Genomic DNA, 15,369 nt, shown 5'->3' on the forward strand with positions numbered 1-15,369 from the left:
CTCACGTCGCCCGCGAGTCGGAATTCGGCCTCCCTCCATCGGGGGAACGCGGGCGATGCGGTCGGATGATCAGACGCGAACCAGCACCTGGTCCAGCGACTTGCGGGTCAGGTTGGGGACGACGGAGTCGTCGGCAGGGTAGCCGATGGGGATGACGGCGAAAGCCTTCTCGTTGCGGGGACGGGCCAGCACCTCGCCGAGGAATTTCATCGGGCTCGGCGTGTGCGTGAGGGCGGCCAGGCCGGCCAGATGCAGGGCGGTGAGCAGCATGCCCACGGCGATGCCGACCGATTCGTCGCCGTAGTAGTGCTTGTAGGTGGTGCCGTCCGCGCGCAGGCCGTAGCGCTGCTGGAAGACCACCAAAAGGTAAGGGGCATCGGTCAAATGCGGTTTGTGCTCGTCGGTGCCGAGCGGACGCAGGGCGGAGAGCCATTCCTCGCCGAGGCGGCCGCCGTAGGAGATGCGCTCCTCGGCTTCGGCGGCCTCCCGGATGCGGGCGCGCACCTCGGGATCTTCCACCAGGACAAAGGTCCACGGTTGTTGATGCGCGCCCGAGGGCGCGGTGTTCGCCACCGCGATGGCGTCGAGCACGAGTTGCTCGGGTACCGGATCGGTGGAGAACATCCGCACCGTGCGGCGCTCGTCCATTCTGGCGCGCAGCACGGCGGACGCGGCGAGCGCCTGCTCCACCGGAATCCGGTTCGGGTGGTAGGGAATTGGTTCGTACGGGTGCCCATGCAGCGGAGTCCACGTCATCATAGGTGGAGTGTGAACCGCGCCGCCGGAACGGACAACGCTACGGCGCGATTACTGTCCACTCCACCAGACGCACGAAAAGCCCGTCTCGGAATGGCCCGGTGGCGGCCGGGTCCATTCCCGAGACGGGCTACGCGACGGGATTCACCCGTTATAGATCTCCACATAAGCATTGGTGGCGAAGGCGAAAACGCCGGGGCCCATACCCGTGCACGCGGCGGTCGTACGCTGACCCGACGGCGTGAACGGATAGCTGAGCACCTTGTACGGCCCGATGTTGTAGATCGGGAAGGCGGGCCCGGCGTAGAGGCCGACGCAGTCCAGGTGCAGGACATAGTTCGAACCACCGTCGGCCTGGCATACCGCCGACGCGTCGAACAGGCCCTTCTCGACGACGCAGTCCTGCGGGGCCGCCTGGGCGGTGCCCGCCCCGGCCACGCCGACGACGCCGACGAACGCCAGCCCCGAAATGCCCGCGGCCGCGACCCGAGCGGCGGTGGCAATTGCACTTCTCATGAAAACTCCTCCGGTTTGCATTGTGCTGTTCGTCGGGGCCGCGCGCGGAAACGTTACATTTGCCGCCGCCGAATCGGCTGCCCGCGAGTTTCGGGGCCGAGAATAATCGAGGTGTGCCGAACACTTTCAGGAGGAAAAACCGGTGTTCGTCAACGGCCGGGTATCGGAGCCTCGGCCGCTTCGGTGATGGTGACCTGGCCGGTGCGCAGATAGGTCATGACGGCGTCGTCGACGACCGGGTTCCCCCGGGCGAAGTTGCCGTGATCGCCGCCCGCCACCGTGACGAGCGAACCGTTCAGCGCGTGCGCCATCGCCGGTCCCCCTTCGTATTTGGTGAGCGCGTCGTGCCGGCTCTGCAGCACCAGCGGCGGTGTGGCCAGGCCCGCGCCGCTGATCTTCACTGGCGTCGTAACAGGTTTCCAAGTGCCGCAACTCATTCCGGAACGCACCAGATCGGCCCGCGCGTCCATCGCGTTGCCGCCGGAGACGATCGTGGCGATCGCCGAACCGATGACGTCCACCCGCCCGGGAATCGCGTTCTCGTTGCAAGTGATCGCGGCGAAGACGAACCGCCCGGTGGGGTCGGTGGAGGTGGCGCCCGCGATGGTGCGCAGGCGCTGCACGTTCGCCGGATCGGCGGCGGCCTCGGACATGGCGCGCGCGAACGGGGGCCAGAACGTGCGGGTGTAGCTGGCGACGGAGGTGGCGCCGAGCAGCGGTCCCTGGGCCGAGACGCCGCCGGAGATCAAGGTGCGCACCAGGTTCTGCAGTTTGCCCGCCTGCTCGACGCTGCCGCTGTACCCGTCGCGCGCGATCTCGGCGAGCGGCTCGGGCAGCGCGCCGGGCAGGTCGGCGAGGCTGGCGGGCGGCGGGGTCAGGTTGGCGTACCAGCCGCCGCCCTGGTCGACCGCGAGCCGCACCCAGTGCTGATAGACCTGTAAAGCGGTGTCGCCCAAGTGGTATTCGGCGTTGTGCTCGGCGATCCAGGCGAACAGGTCGTCGAGGCGCTGCTTGCCGGCCACCTGCTGCTGGGCGAACTCCTCGGTCCACACCCAGTCGGGATTGACGTTGGAGTCCAGCACCATTCGCTCGACCCGGTCCGGGAACAGTGAGGCGTACACCGCGCCGAGGTAGGTGCCGTAGGAGGTGCCGAGATAACTGATCCGCTCCAGCCCGAGCGCGGCCCGCACGGCGTCGAGGTCACGCGCGGTGTTCTCGGTGGTGATGGTGTCGAGGTAACCGGGCCGGGACGCTTCGCACGCCTGCTTGATCTCGTCGCGATTGCCGCCGCCGAGCGATACCTGGGCGCCCTCTTCGGCTTTCACCGCACCCGCGCACAGCAGCGGCGTGGCCCAGCGCAAACCGCGCGGCTGCACCGCGACCCGGTCGTAATGGGCGGCCAGCTCGGCGGGCACCACATCGGTGCGCAGCCCCCAGAAGTCCAGTCCGTCCGCGCCCGGGCCGCCGGGGTTGGCGAACAGTACGCCGCGGCGTTCCCCGCTCGCCGCGATCCGGCTGACGGTCAGTTCGATCCGCGGCCCGTCCGGGTCGGCGTAGTTCATCGGCACCGCGACGACCGCGCACCGCACGCCGTGCCCCGCGACCACCGCACCGTCCGGGCAGGCGCCGAAGCCGACCCCGGGCGCGGCGACGGCCGAGCCGGGCACGATCGATAGACCGAGCAGGCACACGGCGCCCATGGCAGCCGCCGCCCGCGAGAACAGCCGTACCTTCATCATGTTTCGTACCTCCCCGGGCCGCCGCCGCGTGCACGCGCGCGACCCCGATCATGAGCATTCTGCGCAGGTGGGGAGCAACAGACAAGTCGAACACCGGTTTTCGCCGGTCAGCGCGCGGGCCACGGCGAGGGTCGGCATAGCGCGAGATATGTTCTGGAATACGCGGATGACGTCGCACGGGAGTAGCGTCGAGCCATGTCGACCGAGGTCCGTCTCAACACCGCATTGGAACGTTTCGAGATCCATGTCGACGGTGCGATCGCCGGATATGCCGAATACCAGGACACCCAGTCCGAACGCGCGTTCGTGCACACCGAGATCTACCCCAGCTACGAAGGCCAGGGCTACGGCCGTGACCTGCTCGAGGCGGCACTGAACAGCACGGCGGCGGACAAGCTCGGCGCACTGCCGATGTGTCCGATGGTGCACCACTTCATCCAGACCAGGCCGGAATACCTGGTGATGGTGCCGCACTGGGCGCGCGACAGCCTCAACCTGCCTCAGTAGGCGGCGACCGCCCCGTCGAGCGCCCGCTGCAGATCGGTGCGGACCAGTCGCGCGATCTCGCCCGGTTTGGCCGGCAGTTCGGTGATCGGCACGCCGAAATAGAAGCTCGCCGATTTGGCCTGCTCCTTCGTCGGCTGCACCGTCGGATCGTCGCGCTTGCCGTAGCTCAGTCCCATCGACACCAGCACCGGCTCGGCCCCGAGCTTCATCGCGCGGAACGCGATGTGCCCGATGCCGCTGCCGACCGATTGCACCTGGCTGGGATCGACCTCGTTGCAGGTGCCCTCGGGGAACACCGCGACGCCGTCACCGCGGGCCATCCGCTGGGCGCAGATGTCCATCATGCGCTGACCGGCCGCGTTCACCGCGCGGATGCCGTGGTCTTTGCCGCGGAACACCGGGATCCCGCCCATCATGTCGATCTTGCGCCGTTGCTCGGGCTCTTCGAAGAGTTCGTCCTTGGCCAGCACCCGCACCCGGCCGATCACCGGTCGCAGGGCACTGCGCCACGCCGCGGCCGCGACGGTATACGGATCGTTCTCGGAAAGATGATTGATCGAGATCAACAGCGGTCGGCGCTGTTTTATCGCCGCGCGCAAGCCCTCGCGGGCACCCTCGGCATAGGCGACGCGCGGGTAGTAGCGGCGGGCGAGAATGGCGTAGGCACCCCAGGCTTTGAGCCGATTCTGCCGGTGATCGAGATAGAAGTCGTACACGGTGTCGCTGTTCTCGAGGCGCACCTCGGGCGGTTCCATGACACGGACTCTACGACGCCGCGCGGTGCCGAGTTCGAGCCCCCGAGCCGAAATCCGTTACCCCGAACTCCGCCGCAGAAGGAGCAAATCGCCGAAACAACTGCGATGATGTCCGAGTGGCACGCGCAGACGACCCGGATGATCGGAAAACTCGCGGCGGGCACGGCGACCGCAAGCGGCGCGATTTCCGGCACGGCGAGCAGGTGGTGCGCGCCGGCACCCTGCTGGTGTCGGCGACAGAACTGGCTGAACCGACCTTCCGGCGCACCGTGGTCTACATCATCGAGCACAACGAGGCGGGCAGCCTCGGCGTCGTGCTGAACCGGCCCAGCGATACCGCCGTGCACGACGTGCTGCCCCGCTGGACCGAGCTGACCGCGGCGCCGCGCACCCTGTTCATCGGCGGTCCGGTCAAACGCGACGCGGCGCTGTGCCTGGGCACCGTCCGGGTCGGCGCGAGCATCGACGGCGTGCCCGGCCTGCGCCGGATCGACGGACGCGTGGTGCTCGTCGATCTGGACGCCGACCCGGAAGAAATCGGCCGGCTGGTCGAAGGCATCCGCATTTTCGCAGGCTATGCGGGGTGGACTTTCGGTCAGCTGGAAGGCGAATTGGAAAACGACGACTGGATCGTCTTGTCCGCGTTGCCCTCCGATCCGATCAGCACCGGCCGCGCCGACCTGTGGGCACACGTACTCCGTCGCCAGCCCCTCCCCCTTTCCTTGCTCGCCACCCACCCGATCGAACTCGAACGCAATTGAGATGTCGGTCGGTATTGAACCGTTCGCCCCTGCTGATTCGTGGGATGTGCGGGAGGTGAGCAATGCCGGACGACCAAAGCGAGTTGCTGCGGGTCCTTTACGACGAACACGCGTCTGCGCTGTGGCGGTACACCCTCGGTTTGGTCCGCGATCCGGGCCGGGCCGAGGACATCGTGCAGGAGACCTTGCTGCGGGCTTGGCAACGCCCGAACGTGTTGGATCAGGCCACGACCTCGGCGCGCGCTTGGCTGTTCACGGTTGCGCGCAATCTCGCCGTGGATGAACACCGCAGCGCCCGCAACCGGCGCGAGTACCGCACCGACAGCCCGCCCGAGCAGGCCACGCCGGACCAGGCCGACCGCGCCCTGGACAAATGGCTGGTCGCGGACGCGCTCGGCAAGCTGAGTTCCGACCATCGCGAGGTGATCGTGCGGGCCTACTATCGGGGTCTGTCCACCCACCAGATCGCCGAGGAACTCGACATCCCACCGGGCACGGTGAAGTCCCGGATGCACTACGGCATGCGGGCGCTACGACTGGCACTACAGGAGATGGGGGTGACGAACCAATGACGGACCTTGCCGACGACTACACCACGTGGGATGCCCCGTACGTGCTCGGCTCCCTGACTCGCACCGAACGTCAGGAGTACGAGGCACATCTCGCGGGCTGCCCGGCCTGCCAGGCCGCCGTGGCGGAACTTTCCGGTCTGCCGGGCATGCTCGCCATGGTCGACCAGGACACCGCGCTCGCGCTGCTCGAACCGACCGAAGTCCTTGCGGCAGAGCCGGTTCCGGTAGAGACGAGTCCGCCGGTACCGCGGTTGCTGCCGCGGCTCGCCGAGGCGGCCGAGCGGCGCAGGCGCCGCAGCCGCTGGGTCTCGATCGGCGCCGCGGTGGCGGCCGCCGCCGCGGCGGTAGCCATCGCCGTACCCGTGGTCAGTACTGTCACCGCCCACGATTCGCCCGCTACCGCAGAGGTTTTCGCCCAGCGGCAGATGGATCCACTGGTGCCGACGCCGGTGCAGGCGAGCTTCAAGCTGCTCGCGAACGAGGGTAAGACGACCGTCGAGATGTCGTGCAGCTATGCCGCGGGCGGTCCGGACTACAACTGGAACTTCGAGATGTGGATGACGCTGAAGGACGGCAGCACCGCCGAATTGGCCGGTTGGACGGCCGGACCGGGCGACGCCCTGACCTTGACCAGGACCACGGAGGTGGCCCCGGAGCGGATCCAGAGCGTGGAGATCCGGTCGCTGAAGTCGGATCAGACCATCCTGCGCGGCGCGGTCTAGACCCGGACAGCGAGATTCCCCGCCAAGCCCCATCTCCTGGCGGGGGATCTCGGTTCCGGCGACGGCGGCTCAGGCGGTCTTGCGCCGGAAAATCGCGTTGGCCCAGCAGAATCCGCCGAGGGTGAGCACCAGGCACCACCCGATCGAGATGAGCCCGTTGTTGCCGATCTCGCTGCCCATCAGCAGACCGCGGACGGTCTCGGTGATCGGCGTGAACGGCTGGTACTCGGCGAACTGGCGCAGGCCGGCGGGCATCGTGTCGGGCGCGACCAGGCCGCTGCCGAGGAACGGCAGCATGATGATCGGGAATACGATGTTGCTCGCGCCCTCGGCATTCGGCGAGAGCAGCCCGAGTGCCACGGCGAGCCAGTTCAGCCCGAAGATCATGAACGTGAGCAGGCCGAGCGCGGCGACGCATTCGACCGGGTTGGCATCGGGCCGCCAGCCGATCAGCAGCGCGACCACGCACATGACCGCGATACCGAGCAGGGCCTGCAGCAGTGCACCCAGCACGTGACCGGTCAGCATCGACGACTGGGTGATGCCCATGGTCCGGAACCGGTTGACGATCCCCTTGGCCGCGTCGTTCGCGATGGACACCGCCACCGACGCCGTGATGTAGGCGGGCACCATCAGCAGCATGCCAGGCGCGAGATAGTCGACATAGTTACCGCCGGAGGACTTTTCGAGCGCGCCGCCGAAGACGAACTTGAAGATCAGCAGGAACAGCGTCGGCATCATGATGACACCGATGCTCATGCTCGGATAGCGCTTGGCATGAGTCAGGTTGCGCCGCAACATCGTCGCCGAATCGGCCAGGGCGAAGGAGATGCTCATGCGACGGTTTCCTTTTCGGAAGTGGGCTGACCGGTGAGGGTGAGGAAGACATCGTCGAGGTTGGGGGTGTGTACGGCCAGGCCCTCGACCTCGATCTGCTCGTAGTCGAGCCGATCGAGCACGGCGCGCAGCGATTTCACGCTGCCGTCGCTCGGCACGGCGAGCGTCAGGTCCTCGTCCTCGTCGTCGGCGGCGATCCTGGCGGCCACGCCCAGCGCGGCCGAGGCGGCGAACAGGTCCTCGCGCACCGCGAACTGCAACCGGATGTGCCCGCCGGGCACCATCCGCTTCAGTTCCGCCGCGGTGCCTTCGGCGACGATCCGGCCGTGGTCGAGCACGGCGATGCGATCGGCCAGCTGGTCGGCTTCCTCGAGGTACTGCGTGGTGAGGAAGACCGTCACGTTGTAGTCGTCGACCAGGCCGCGAATCAGCTCCCAGATCACCCGCCTGCTGCGCGGATCGAGGCCGGTGGTCGGTTCGTCCAGGAAGATGATGCGCGGATCGCCGACCAGCGTCATCGCCAGGTCCAGGCGCCGGGTCATGCCGCCGGAGTAGGTGGACGCGGGCTTGTCCGCGGCCTCCACCAGGTCGAACCGTGCCAGCAGATCGTCCGCCAGCCGCTTGGTGTCGCGCCGCGGCAGATGGTGCAGGTCGCCCATCAGCAGCAGGTTCTCCCGGCCGGTGAGCAGTTCGTCGACCGCCGCGAATTGACCGGTGACGCCGATGGTTTCGCGCACCGACGCCCGCTCGGCCGCCACGTCGTAGCCGCCGACCCGCAGCTCGCCGCCGTCGGCATGGATGAGCGTGCTGAGGATCTGCACGGTGGTGGTCTTACCCGCACCGTTCGGACCGAGCAGCGAGTAGATCGTGCCCTCGGGGACGACGATGTCGATCCCGTCGAGCACCACCTGCTCGCCGAATGCTTTGCGCAGCCCCACCGCCGAAATGGCGGGTGCGCGATGGCCGTTGACCATGACGGTCCTTTCGATATTTCTCATCGTTGAATGCGCATGAGTGCATGACCGATCGACACCGCTCCCGGTGTCCCGGGGCGGCATGGGGGCCGGTCAGCTGCTGTTCAGTTGTGCAGAAAGGGAATTCGACTAGATGTCGAGGTCTTCGATCTGGGGACGTTTCGCGAGATCGACCGCCCGTTCGTAGAGCTTCGGGGGCAGTTTGTCTTTCAACTCCTCGATCGTGTCGACGACCTCCAGGACGTACTCGCCCCAGTCCTGGTCGCCGACACCGAGCATGCGCCGCCAGTTCGTCAAATCCTTGACCCAGTTGCTGGATTGGGGATATTCGGACCAGTCGTTGTAGTGCGCGTGCAGCACGTACTTGCCTTTGCGACTCCGATAGACGCGGATGTGTTCCTGCCGTTCGTCGGTGTACTCGTTCGATTCGATGAGCAGCGCACCGGAGAAGCGGACCTGCCGGACCCCATTGTGGCCGACCCGGGCGATAATCTCCTCGAACCCCTCCTGGCGACCCTCTTCCAGCTCGATGAAACGGCGCAGCGCCGTGGTCACCGCTCCGGAGAGATTGCCGCCAACCAGCTCCTGGGCTCGCTGGAACAGCGCCAGATCGTCATCGGCAACATAGATCGTCTTGTTGGGCATGACACGACTATACGTAGATGTATACGTACACGCAAGTGGCGAAGAAGACGTCCGCCGACGCTTCCATTGCGAAACATCTTCTTGTAAGTTGCTGAACATTCACTGAGATTTACTCAGCCGACGCTGCCTGAGCTCAGGGACTCGACCGGCAGGATGCTGGGTGAGCACCCGGTGCCGCCCGGAAAGCGAAAAAGGTGCTGTGGTGATCTCTCTGAAGAACCTGCGGAAGCTACCGGCGCCGGTGGCGCTCGCGATCGGCCTCCTCGTCTCGACGCTACTGCTGAGCACGGCGGCCCCCGCGTCGGCCCAGTTCGTCGATCCGGCGACGCTGAACATCCGCATCGGCCACCAAGAGGTGAAACCCACGCTCGACGGCTTCGCCATGATGACCACCGAGGCGAACACCAACGCGCGGGTCATCCCACCGCTGGACGGCAGCCCGTTCAGCCGCGAGGCGTTCTTGTCGGGCATCGGCATCGGGCAGGTCGACGGACCACCCGACGCGCACGTCGCCAGCGCGGTGATGGAGGTGGGTTACGAGGTCGGCTATCCGATGTCGTTCGCCCCGAACGGCATCACCGTCACCCTGAACTCACCCTCGGTCTCGGTCTCCGGTGCGGTCCGCCCCGAACTGTCGGCCGGGGTGACCCCGCAGATCAACATCGCGCCGACCCCCGGCGCGCAGATCGAATTCCCGCTCGGCGCCAAACTCGGCGCCGAACTGGGCGCCCAGGCCACCATCCTGCCCTCGCAGCAGCTGTCCTTCCAGGTCGGGCACGGCGGCATCACCGAGGTGTCGCTGGCCAAATTCACGCTGACCCAGCCGTTCGCCTACGCGGATCTGTCCAACACCCACCTCACCGTCACCGGCGCCCTCGGTCCGGTCACCATCCGGACCTTCGTGAAATTCACCCTGGTCACCGGCGCGGGCCAGGCCAGCGACGCGGTGTACAGCGACCCCATCTCGCTCTGACCCGCGGGCACGTACTGGTTCACCGTTGAACCGTCTGCCGGGCTCACCCGTATCACCTCTGTACGCAGGAAGTGATCTCGCGGAGCCCGGCACACGGCCACGCGGGGAGGAGTGCCGATGCAGACGCGGGTCGTGGATTATCTGGTCCAAGTGGTCGCGGAACTGGGCGTACGGCACATCTTCGGGGTGGACGGCGCGAACATCGAGGACCTGTACGACGCCGTCTTCGACACGGCGCACGACCTCACCGCGGTGGTCGCCAAACATGAGTTCGGCGCGGCGACCATGGCCGACGGTTATGCCCGCGCCACCGGCGGATTCGGCGTCGTAGCCGCGACCTCCGGCGGCGGCGCCATGAATCTCGTTGCGGGCCTTGCCGAATCGTTTGCTTCTCGAGTTCCGGTGCTCGCGCTGGTGGGTCAGCCGCCGACCGCGTCGGCGGGCCACGGCGCCTTCCAGGACACCAGCGGACGGGCGGGCACCATCGACGCCGCCCGCGTGTTCGGTGCGATCACCCGGTACTGTGCCCGCGTCGAGGCGGCCGCCGACCTGCCCGAACAGGTCGCCGCGGCGGTCGGCGCGGCCCGCCGCGGCGGCCCCGCGGTGCTGTTGCTGCCCAAGGACGTGCAGCAGGCCGGCCTCGGCCAGGCGCCGCCGTTCCGGTTGCCCGTGAAGACATATCGGCGTGATCGGGCGGGGCTCACGCGCGTGGTCACCGCACTGCGGGCGGCGCGGCAGATCGGCAAGATCGTGCTCATCGCGGGTGACCAGGTGGCCAGGGACGATGCCCGCGACGAGCTGGCCCGCTTGGCCGCGGTGCTGGACGCCGCCGTCGGGGTCGCGCCCGACGCCAAGGACACCTTCGACAACACCGACCCCGGTTTCTGCGGGGTCGCGGGCAGCATGGGCCATCCCGAACTCGCCGCCGCACTGCGGACCTCGGCGTTGTGCCTGATCATCGGCACCCCCATGCCGATCACGGCGCGCACCGGACTGGACGACACGCTGACCGGCTGTGCCGTGGCGAGCCTCGGCGTCGTCGCGCCACACCTGCCCGCGATCCACGCGACGAGCACGGACCTGGCGCGCACCCTGGGTGAGCTGGCCGACGAATTCGCCACCACCGCAGTACCTTCCGCACCGCACACGGCCACCACGCTCACACCGCTGCACGTGCCCGCCGCGACCGGCCCCGGGCTGCGCTATCGCGAACTGGTCGAAACCATCGAGGCGGCACTGCCCGCGGGCACCGACGTCTTCGCCGACGCGGGCAATACCGGCGCGGCGGTGGTGCATCAGCTGCGGGTGCCGCGCGGTGGCCGGTTCGCCGTGGCGCTCGGGATGGGCGGCATGGGCTACGCGTTCGGCGCCGCCATCGGTTCCGCGTTCGCCCGGCGCGCCGGTGGCCGGCGCACCGTGGTGATCGCGGGCGACGGCGCGTTCTTCATGCACGGCATGGAGATACACACCGCGGTCGAGCACGCGCTGCCGATCACCTTCATCGTGCTCAACAACAACGCGCACGCCATGTGCGTGACCAGGGAGCAGCTGTACTACCGGGATCGCTACAGCTACAACAGGTTCCGGCCCGCGCAACTCGGCGACGGCGTCGGCGCGATGTTCCCGGCGCTGCCCGCCGTGTCGGTGCGCGCGCCCGGCGAACTCCCCGCGGCACTGCGCGCCTGCCTGGAAACCCCTGGGCCGTCGTTCCTTTCGATCGACGTCGATCCCGACGAGGTCCCGCCCTTCCTCCCGTTCCTGACGACCATCGAACACTCCAGGAGTAGAAATGACCGCATCGCGTAGCGATTCCCGCAGCAGCGGTGTCCGGACGACCGGCACGCTGCCCGCCCTCAGCGATATCCCGGCGGCGGTCGTTCCGGGTGTGCTGCGCATCGAGAACTCCGACAAGGACGCCACCACCCCGATCATCATGGACATGCTGCGGTCGGTGTATCCGCACGACCAGATCTTCGGCGAGTACTGCCCGGTGCAGGCGTATATCGCCGCACCGCCGGGCGAGGTCTACGAATACCTGGCGGACACCAGGTCATTGGAGGAGTGGACCTACAGCCTGCGCGGCTTCGTCGAAACCGGGGAGCCCGGCCTCTGGCTGGCCTACGACCGGCTCGGCGACGAGACCCAGATCTTCACGCGCACCGTGGCGCATCCCGAGGCGATGACCGTGGACTACCACTGCGCCTGGGATCAATCGGCGCACCTGTGGATGATCTACCTGCTGCGTGTGATCGATGCCCAGACGGTGTTCGACAAGCCGGGATCGGTTGTGCTGTGGGTCAATTGCAAGCATCCCTTCTACGACGAGAACCCCTACCCGGAGACCGCCCCGCCGCAGCGACCGGTGTGGGTCGGTGACTTCTGGGAGATGTTCTCCGCGGGCCATCAGCTGGAAATGGACAACCTCAAAGCGATCTGCGAGTACCGGGCGGCCAACGGCCTGCCGGTCAAGCCCGACTGGATGAACTGAGCCCGGTATGCACTCCTTTCCCACGGTCAGCCTCGTCGACGTCGCCGGGTATCTGCCCGGCGAACCGGTCGGCACCGAATATTTCACCCAGTTCTCCCGCTCGGACCGGATGGCGAAAAACGTGATGTTCCGGTCGCCCAAGGCCCGCCATCACGTGGATCGCGACGAGACCGCGGTGGACATGGTCGAGCGCGCGGTCGCGCCGCTGATCGAACGGCATGGGGCACAATTCCTCTCGCAGATCGACGTGCTGATCACGCACACCCAGCTGCCGACCAATCCGGTCATGGGGTGCGGGCCCGAGGTCGCCCGGCGGCTCGGCGCCCGCCCCGGCTTCGTCTACGACGTGCACAACGGCGGCTGCGCGGCCTTCGTGCACATGATGTCGATGGCGCAGATGGTGTTGCAGACCACCGACGCGCGCACCGCGCTGATCGCGGCCACCCAGAACTGCGCCGGACCGGTCTTCACCCAGCCCGAGATCCGCAAGCTGCCCCAGGCGCCGGTGCCCGGCGACGGGTGCGGCGTCGGCCTGCTGGTAAAGGACGACAGCGCGCCGATCCTGGACATCGAATGCCGCACCTACCCCGAGTTCGCCGGTGACATGGAGTTCTCCACCAACGGCGACCGCAAGTACTGGGAGCCGGGCGAGGGACAGGGCTGCGTGAGCTTCACCGAATCGAAGATCACCAAGGTGTTCGCCCGCGGTAACCGGCTGGTGCCGGAAGTGGCGCTGGCCGTGTGCGATCGGATCGGGGTGAAGGGCCGCGACATCGACACCTTCGTCACCAATCAACCCAACCGCCTGTTCCTGCGGAACTGGCACGACGCGCTGGAGCTGCCCGCCGAACGGCACCCCGACACCTTCGACCGGTGCGGAAACCTGTTCGCCGCGGGCATTCCGGTGACCCTGGATGTGGAGAATCAAGCGGGCCGGCTGCGCAACGGCTCGGTGGTCCTGCTGTCGGCCTTCGCGCACGCGGGAGACTTCGCGGCCGCCGCGGCCATCCGGTGGGGCGCGGCCCGATGAACGTCCGGCTCGTCGAGGAGACCACGCCGTCACGACAGCAGCGCGGCACCGCTACGCCGTCGCGGTTCGATCTGACCCTAAGCGAAAACCCTTACCCGCCACTGCCTTCCGTACTGCTTGCAATGCACGGCACACTGGCGCGGGCGAATCGGTACCCCGAGTTCCTGCCCGACCGGTTGCCCCGGCTGATCGCCCGGCACCTCGGCGTCCGAGCGGATCAGCTCGTGGTCGGCGCGGGCGCGACCGGGGTCGCGTGGCAGATCATCCAGTCGCTGACCACACCGGGCGCCGGAATTGTCTACGGATCACCGACTTTCGACGGCTACCCGATCATGGCGGAGATGGCCGGGCTCGACCCGGTGCCGGTGCCGTTGGACGCCGGCGGCGATCAGGACCTGCGGGCGCTGGCCAAGGCCGTCGACAAGCGCACCGGGCTGGTGGTGGTGTGCCGCCCGCACAACCCGACCGGCACCGTGGTCCCGGCCGCAGAGCTGGCCGCGTTCCTGCGCGCGGTGCCCGCCCGGGTGCCGGTGATCCTGGACGAGGCCTATGTCGAATTCCTCGACGCCGCCGACCACGTCGACCCGCATGCCCTGCTGAACAGACATGCGAACCTGCTTGTGCTGCGCACCTTCTCGAAGGCTTACGGCCTGGCCGGGCTGCGCATCGGTTACGCGTTCGGCAGGCGCGAACTGGCGGCCCGGGTCCGCAGGCTGCAACTGCCGTTCGGGATGAGTGCGACGGCGGAAGCGGCGGTCTGCGCCTCCTACGCCGCGGCGCCGGAGCTCGCGGCGCGCACCCTGCGCATCACCGCCGCGCGCGAAGAACTCCGCACCGCGTTGCGGGACTGCGGTATCGCGGTGCCGCGCAGCCAGGCCAACTTCCTGTTCCTGCCCGGTCCCGGCGTGGCCACCGCGCTGCGCCGGGCGGGTATCGCGGCGAAGGCGTATCCCGATGGGAGCGCGCGTATCTCGGTCGGCGACCCCGACGCGGACCGGGCCGTGCGGCACGCGCTGGCGGGACTGCGTTAAGCGGCAGGTTTCAATTCGCTGGCTTCCCCCGGCTCGTCGGCCTGCTTGGCCCAGCGCTGCGACAGCGCGGCACAGGTGATCAGCTGGATCTGATGGAACATCATCAACGGCAGCACGATCAGGCCCACCGGCTGGCTCGCGAAAAGCACCGTCGCCATGGGCAATCCGGTCGCGAGGCTCTTCTTGGAGCCGCAGAACACGATCACGATGCGGTCGGCCCGGGAGAAGCCGGCGAAGCGGCCGATCAGCATGGTCAACGCGATGACGAGCGCGAGCAGCAGACAGCACACACCGGCCAGGGCGAGAATCCGCCACGGCGAGAGCATGTGCCAGATGCCCTCCACCATGCCCGCGCTGAACGCGGCGTAGACGACGAGCAGGATGGAGCCGCGGTCCACCAGCTTCGTCGGCTCGGCGTAGCGGCTGAGCCAGCCGATCACCTTCGGCCGGATCAGCTGCCCGATCGCGAACGGGACCAGCAGCTGCAGCACGATGTCGCCGATCGACGAGAAGTCCACGCTGGCATGGCCGGTGGTGTTCATCAACAGAATCACCAGCAGCGGGGTGATGAACACGCCGAGCAGGTTCGAGGTCGTCGCGCTCACGATCGCGCCCGGCACGTTGCCTTTCGCGATCGAGGTGAACGCGATGGACGACTGCACGGTGGACGGGACCAGGCAGAGGAACAGCAGACCGGTGTACAGGTCGTCGGTCAGCACGCTCGGCACCAGCACCCGGGCCGCCAGCCCCAGCAACGGGAAGGCGACGAAGGTGCAGGCGAGCACCACCAGATGCAACCGCCAGTGCGTGAGGCCGGCCAGCGCCTCCTTCGGCGACAACCGCGTGCCGTACAGCAGGAAGAGCAATGCGATGGCAATCTTCGTCAGCACGTCGACCACGTCCGCCGCGGTACCTCTGGCCGGGAAAACGCTGGCCAGGGCGACAGAAGCGAGGATCGACAGGATGAATCCGTCGATATAGAACTTGCTGAGGAATCGCACAGCCCAGGCTAACGCCGCACCGGGCCCCGAGCGCGCCCACACCGTGCGTACTTTCTCACATC

Annotated in this window: 17 protein-coding genes; 9 read left to right on the forward strand and 8 right to left on the reverse strand. The window is 67.8% G+C overall.

Features of this window, described 5'->3' with window-relative positions; translation table 11 throughout:
* Positions 1–69 precede the first annotated feature (69 nt).
* The 3 genes from TY25_RS21330 to TY25_RS21340 all read right to left on the reverse strand — a co-directional run bounded on the left by TY25_RS21330 (position 70) and on the right by TY25_RS21340 (position 3,011).
* The gene (locus TY25_RS21330) at positions 70–759 is read right to left on the reverse strand and encodes a nitroreductase family protein (protein ID WP_042258696.1); all 690 of its coding nucleotides are present in this window, start codon (positions 757–759) and stop codon (positions 70–72) included.
* A gap of 141 nt (positions 760–900) precedes the next feature.
* Positions 901–1,272, reverse strand: a complete 372-nt coding sequence (locus tag TY25_RS40665; RefSeq protein WP_014988988.1) for a hypothetical protein — start codon at positions 1,270–1,272, stop codon at positions 901–903.
* Positions 1,273–1,421: 149 nt separating this feature from the next.
* Positions 1,422–3,011, reverse strand: a complete 1,590-nt coding sequence (locus tag TY25_RS21340; RefSeq protein ID WP_042258697.1) for an alpha/beta hydrolase — start codon at positions 3,009–3,011, stop codon at positions 1,422–1,424.
* A gap of 195 nt (positions 3,012–3,206) precedes the next feature.
* Here TY25_RS21340 and TY25_RS21345 point away from each other — a divergent pair, with 195 nt between their 5' ends.
* A complete protein-coding gene (locus TY25_RS21345) occupies positions 3,207–3,518 on the forward strand; it encodes a GNAT family N-acetyltransferase (protein ID WP_014988990.1) in 312 nt (103 codons plus the stop codon).
* Here the strand turns inward: TY25_RS21345 and TY25_RS21350 are convergent.
* Positions 3,512–4,273, reverse strand: a complete 762-nt coding sequence (locus tag TY25_RS21350; protein WP_042258698.1) for a lysophospholipid acyltransferase family protein — start codon at positions 4,271–4,273, stop codon at positions 3,512–3,514. The genes TY25_RS21345 and TY25_RS21350 overlap by 7 nt on opposite strands.
* 116 nt (positions 4,274–4,389) lie before the next feature.
* Here TY25_RS21350 and TY25_RS21355 point away from each other — a divergent pair, with 116 nt between their 5' ends.
* From TY25_RS21355 to TY25_RS21365, 3 genes are all read left to right on the forward strand, one after another.
* Positions 4,390–5,034 (forward strand): YqgE/AlgH family protein, encoded by a 645-nt coding sequence (locus tag TY25_RS21355; RefSeq protein ID WP_014988992.1) that lies wholly within the window; start codon positions 4,390–4,392, stop codon positions 5,032–5,034.
* Positions 5,035–5,096: 62 nt separating this feature from the next.
* Positions 5,097–5,606: a sigma-70 family RNA polymerase sigma factor gene (locus TY25_RS21360; protein WP_042258699.1), complete on the forward strand. Its 510-nt coding sequence runs from the start codon at positions 5,097–5,099 to the stop codon at positions 5,604–5,606.
* Positions 5,603–6,328, forward strand: a complete 726-nt coding sequence (locus TY25_RS21365) for an anti-sigma factor family protein (protein WP_042258700.1) — start codon at positions 5,603–5,605, stop codon at positions 6,326–6,328. The genes TY25_RS21360 and TY25_RS21365 overlap by 4 nt, the downstream gene beginning before the upstream one ends.
* A 69-nt stretch (positions 6,329–6,397) precedes the next feature.
* On the opposite strand, the gene TY25_RS21370 is transcribed toward TY25_RS21365, so the two are convergent.
* The 3 genes from TY25_RS21370 to TY25_RS21380 form a co-directional block, all read right to left on the reverse strand.
* Positions 6,398–7,165: an ABC transporter permease gene (locus tag TY25_RS21370; protein ID WP_042258701.1), complete on the reverse strand. Its 768-nt coding sequence runs from the start codon at positions 7,163–7,165 to the stop codon at positions 6,398–6,400.
* The gene (locus tag TY25_RS21375; RefSeq protein ID WP_042258702.1) at positions 7,162–8,139 is read right to left on the reverse strand and encodes a daunorubicin resistance protein DrrA family ABC transporter ATP-binding protein; all 978 of its coding nucleotides are present in this window, start codon (positions 8,137–8,139) and stop codon (positions 7,162–7,164) included. Before TY25_RS21375 ends, TY25_RS21370 begins: the two co-directional genes overlap by 4 nt.
* A 129-nt stretch (positions 8,140–8,268) precedes the next feature.
* Positions 8,269–8,784: an EXLDI protein gene (locus tag TY25_RS21380; RefSeq protein WP_042258703.1), complete on the reverse strand. Its 516-nt coding sequence runs from the start codon at positions 8,782–8,784 to the stop codon at positions 8,269–8,271.
* A gap of 202 nt (positions 8,785–8,986) precedes the next feature.
* On the opposite strand from TY25_RS21380, the gene TY25_RS21385 reads away from it, so the two are divergent.
* The 5 genes from TY25_RS21385 (at position 8,987) to TY25_RS21405 (ending at position 14,306) form a co-directional block, all read left to right on the forward strand.
* A complete protein-coding gene (locus TY25_RS21385; protein WP_146154116.1) occupies positions 8,987–9,757 on the forward strand; it encodes an MspA family porin in 771 nt (256 codons plus the stop codon).
* Positions 9,758–9,874: 117 nt separating this feature from the next.
* Positions 9,875–11,563, forward strand: a complete 1,689-nt coding sequence (locus TY25_RS21390) for a thiamine pyrophosphate-binding protein (RefSeq protein ID WP_042258831.1) — start codon at positions 9,875–9,877, stop codon at positions 11,561–11,563.
* Entirely contained in the window at positions 11,547–12,245 is a 699-nt protein-coding gene (locus TY25_RS21395; protein WP_172595726.1) for an SRPBCC family protein, read from the forward strand. Before TY25_RS21390 ends, TY25_RS21395 begins: the two co-directional genes overlap by 17 nt.
* 7 nt (positions 12,246–12,252) lie before the next feature.
* Entirely contained in the window at positions 12,253–13,275 is a 1,023-nt protein-coding gene (locus tag TY25_RS21400; RefSeq protein WP_042258705.1) for a 3-oxoacyl-ACP synthase III family protein, read from the forward strand.
* Positions 13,272–14,306: an aminotransferase class I/II-fold pyridoxal phosphate-dependent enzyme gene (locus TY25_RS21405; RefSeq protein ID WP_052383106.1), complete on the forward strand. Its 1,035-nt coding sequence runs from the start codon at positions 13,272–13,274 to the stop codon at positions 14,304–14,306. Before TY25_RS21400 ends, TY25_RS21405 begins: the two co-directional genes overlap by 4 nt.
* Here the strand turns inward: TY25_RS21405 and TY25_RS21410 are convergent.
* The gene (locus tag TY25_RS21410; protein ID WP_042258706.1) at positions 14,303–15,307 is read right to left on the reverse strand and encodes a bile acid:sodium symporter family protein; all 1,005 of its coding nucleotides are present in this window, start codon (positions 15,305–15,307) and stop codon (positions 14,303–14,305) included. The genes TY25_RS21405 and TY25_RS21410 overlap by 4 nt on opposite strands.
* Positions 15,308–15,369 lie beyond the last annotated feature (62 nt).

It is taken from the genome of Nocardia brasiliensis NBRC 14402 (assembly GCF_000308475.2).
Lineage (GTDB): Bacteria > Actinomycetota > Actinomycetes > Mycobacteriales > Mycobacteriaceae > Nocardia > Nocardia brasiliensis.

What these genes read in the sequence shown, in the direction of transcription:
- TY25_RS21330 (WP_042258696.1), bottom strand. Translation starts at nt 759, where the DNA reads ATGATGACGTGGACTCCGCTGCATGGGCACCCGTACGAACCAATTCCC.
- TY25_RS40665 (WP_014988988.1), bottom strand. Translation starts at nt 1,272, where the DNA reads ATGAGAAGTGCAATTGCCACCGCCGCTCGGGTCGCGGCCGCGGGCATT.
- TY25_RS21340 (WP_042258697.1), bottom strand. Translation starts at nt 3,011, where the DNA reads ATGATGAAGGTACGGCTGTTCTCGCGGGCGGCGGCTGCCATGGGCGCC.
- TY25_RS21345 (WP_014988990.1), top strand. Translation starts at nt 3,207, where the DNA reads ATGTCGACCGAGGTCCGTCTCAACACCGCATTGGAACGTTTCGAGATC.
- TY25_RS21350 (WP_042258698.1), bottom strand. Translation starts at nt 4,273, where the DNA reads ATGGAACCGCCCGAGGTGCGCCTCGAGAACAGCGACACCGTGTACGAC.
- TY25_RS21360 (WP_042258699.1), top strand. Translation starts at nt 5,097, where the DNA reads ATGCCGGACGACCAAAGCGAGTTGCTGCGGGTCCTTTACGACGAACAC.
- TY25_RS21365 (WP_042258700.1), top strand. Translation starts at nt 5,603, where the DNA reads ATGACGGACCTTGCCGACGACTACACCACGTGGGATGCCCCGTACGTG.
- TY25_RS21370 (WP_042258701.1), bottom strand. Translation starts at nt 7,165, where the DNA reads ATGAGCATCTCCTTCGCCCTGGCCGATTCGGCGACGATGTTGCGGCGC.
- TY25_RS21375 (WP_042258702.1), bottom strand. Translation starts at nt 8,139, where the DNA reads ATGGTCAACGGCCATCGCGCACCCGCCATTTCGGCGGTGGGGCTGCGC.
- TY25_RS21380 (WP_042258703.1), bottom strand. Translation starts at nt 8,784, where the DNA reads ATGCCCAACAAGACGATCTATGTTGCCGATGACGATCTGGCGCTGTTC.
- TY25_RS21390 (WP_042258831.1), top strand. Translation starts at nt 9,875, where the DNA reads ATGCAGACGCGGGTCGTGGATTATCTGGTCCAAGTGGTCGCGGAACTG.
- TY25_RS21395 (WP_172595726.1), top strand. Translation starts at nt 11,547, where the DNA reads ATGACCGCATCGCGTAGCGATTCCCGCAGCAGCGGTGTCCGGACGACC.
- TY25_RS21400 (WP_042258705.1), top strand. Translation starts at nt 12,253, where the DNA reads ATGCACTCCTTTCCCACGGTCAGCCTCGTCGACGTCGCCGGGTATCTG.
- TY25_RS21405 (WP_052383106.1), top strand. Translation starts at nt 13,272, where the DNA reads ATGAACGTCCGGCTCGTCGAGGAGACCACGCCGTCACGACAGCAGCGC.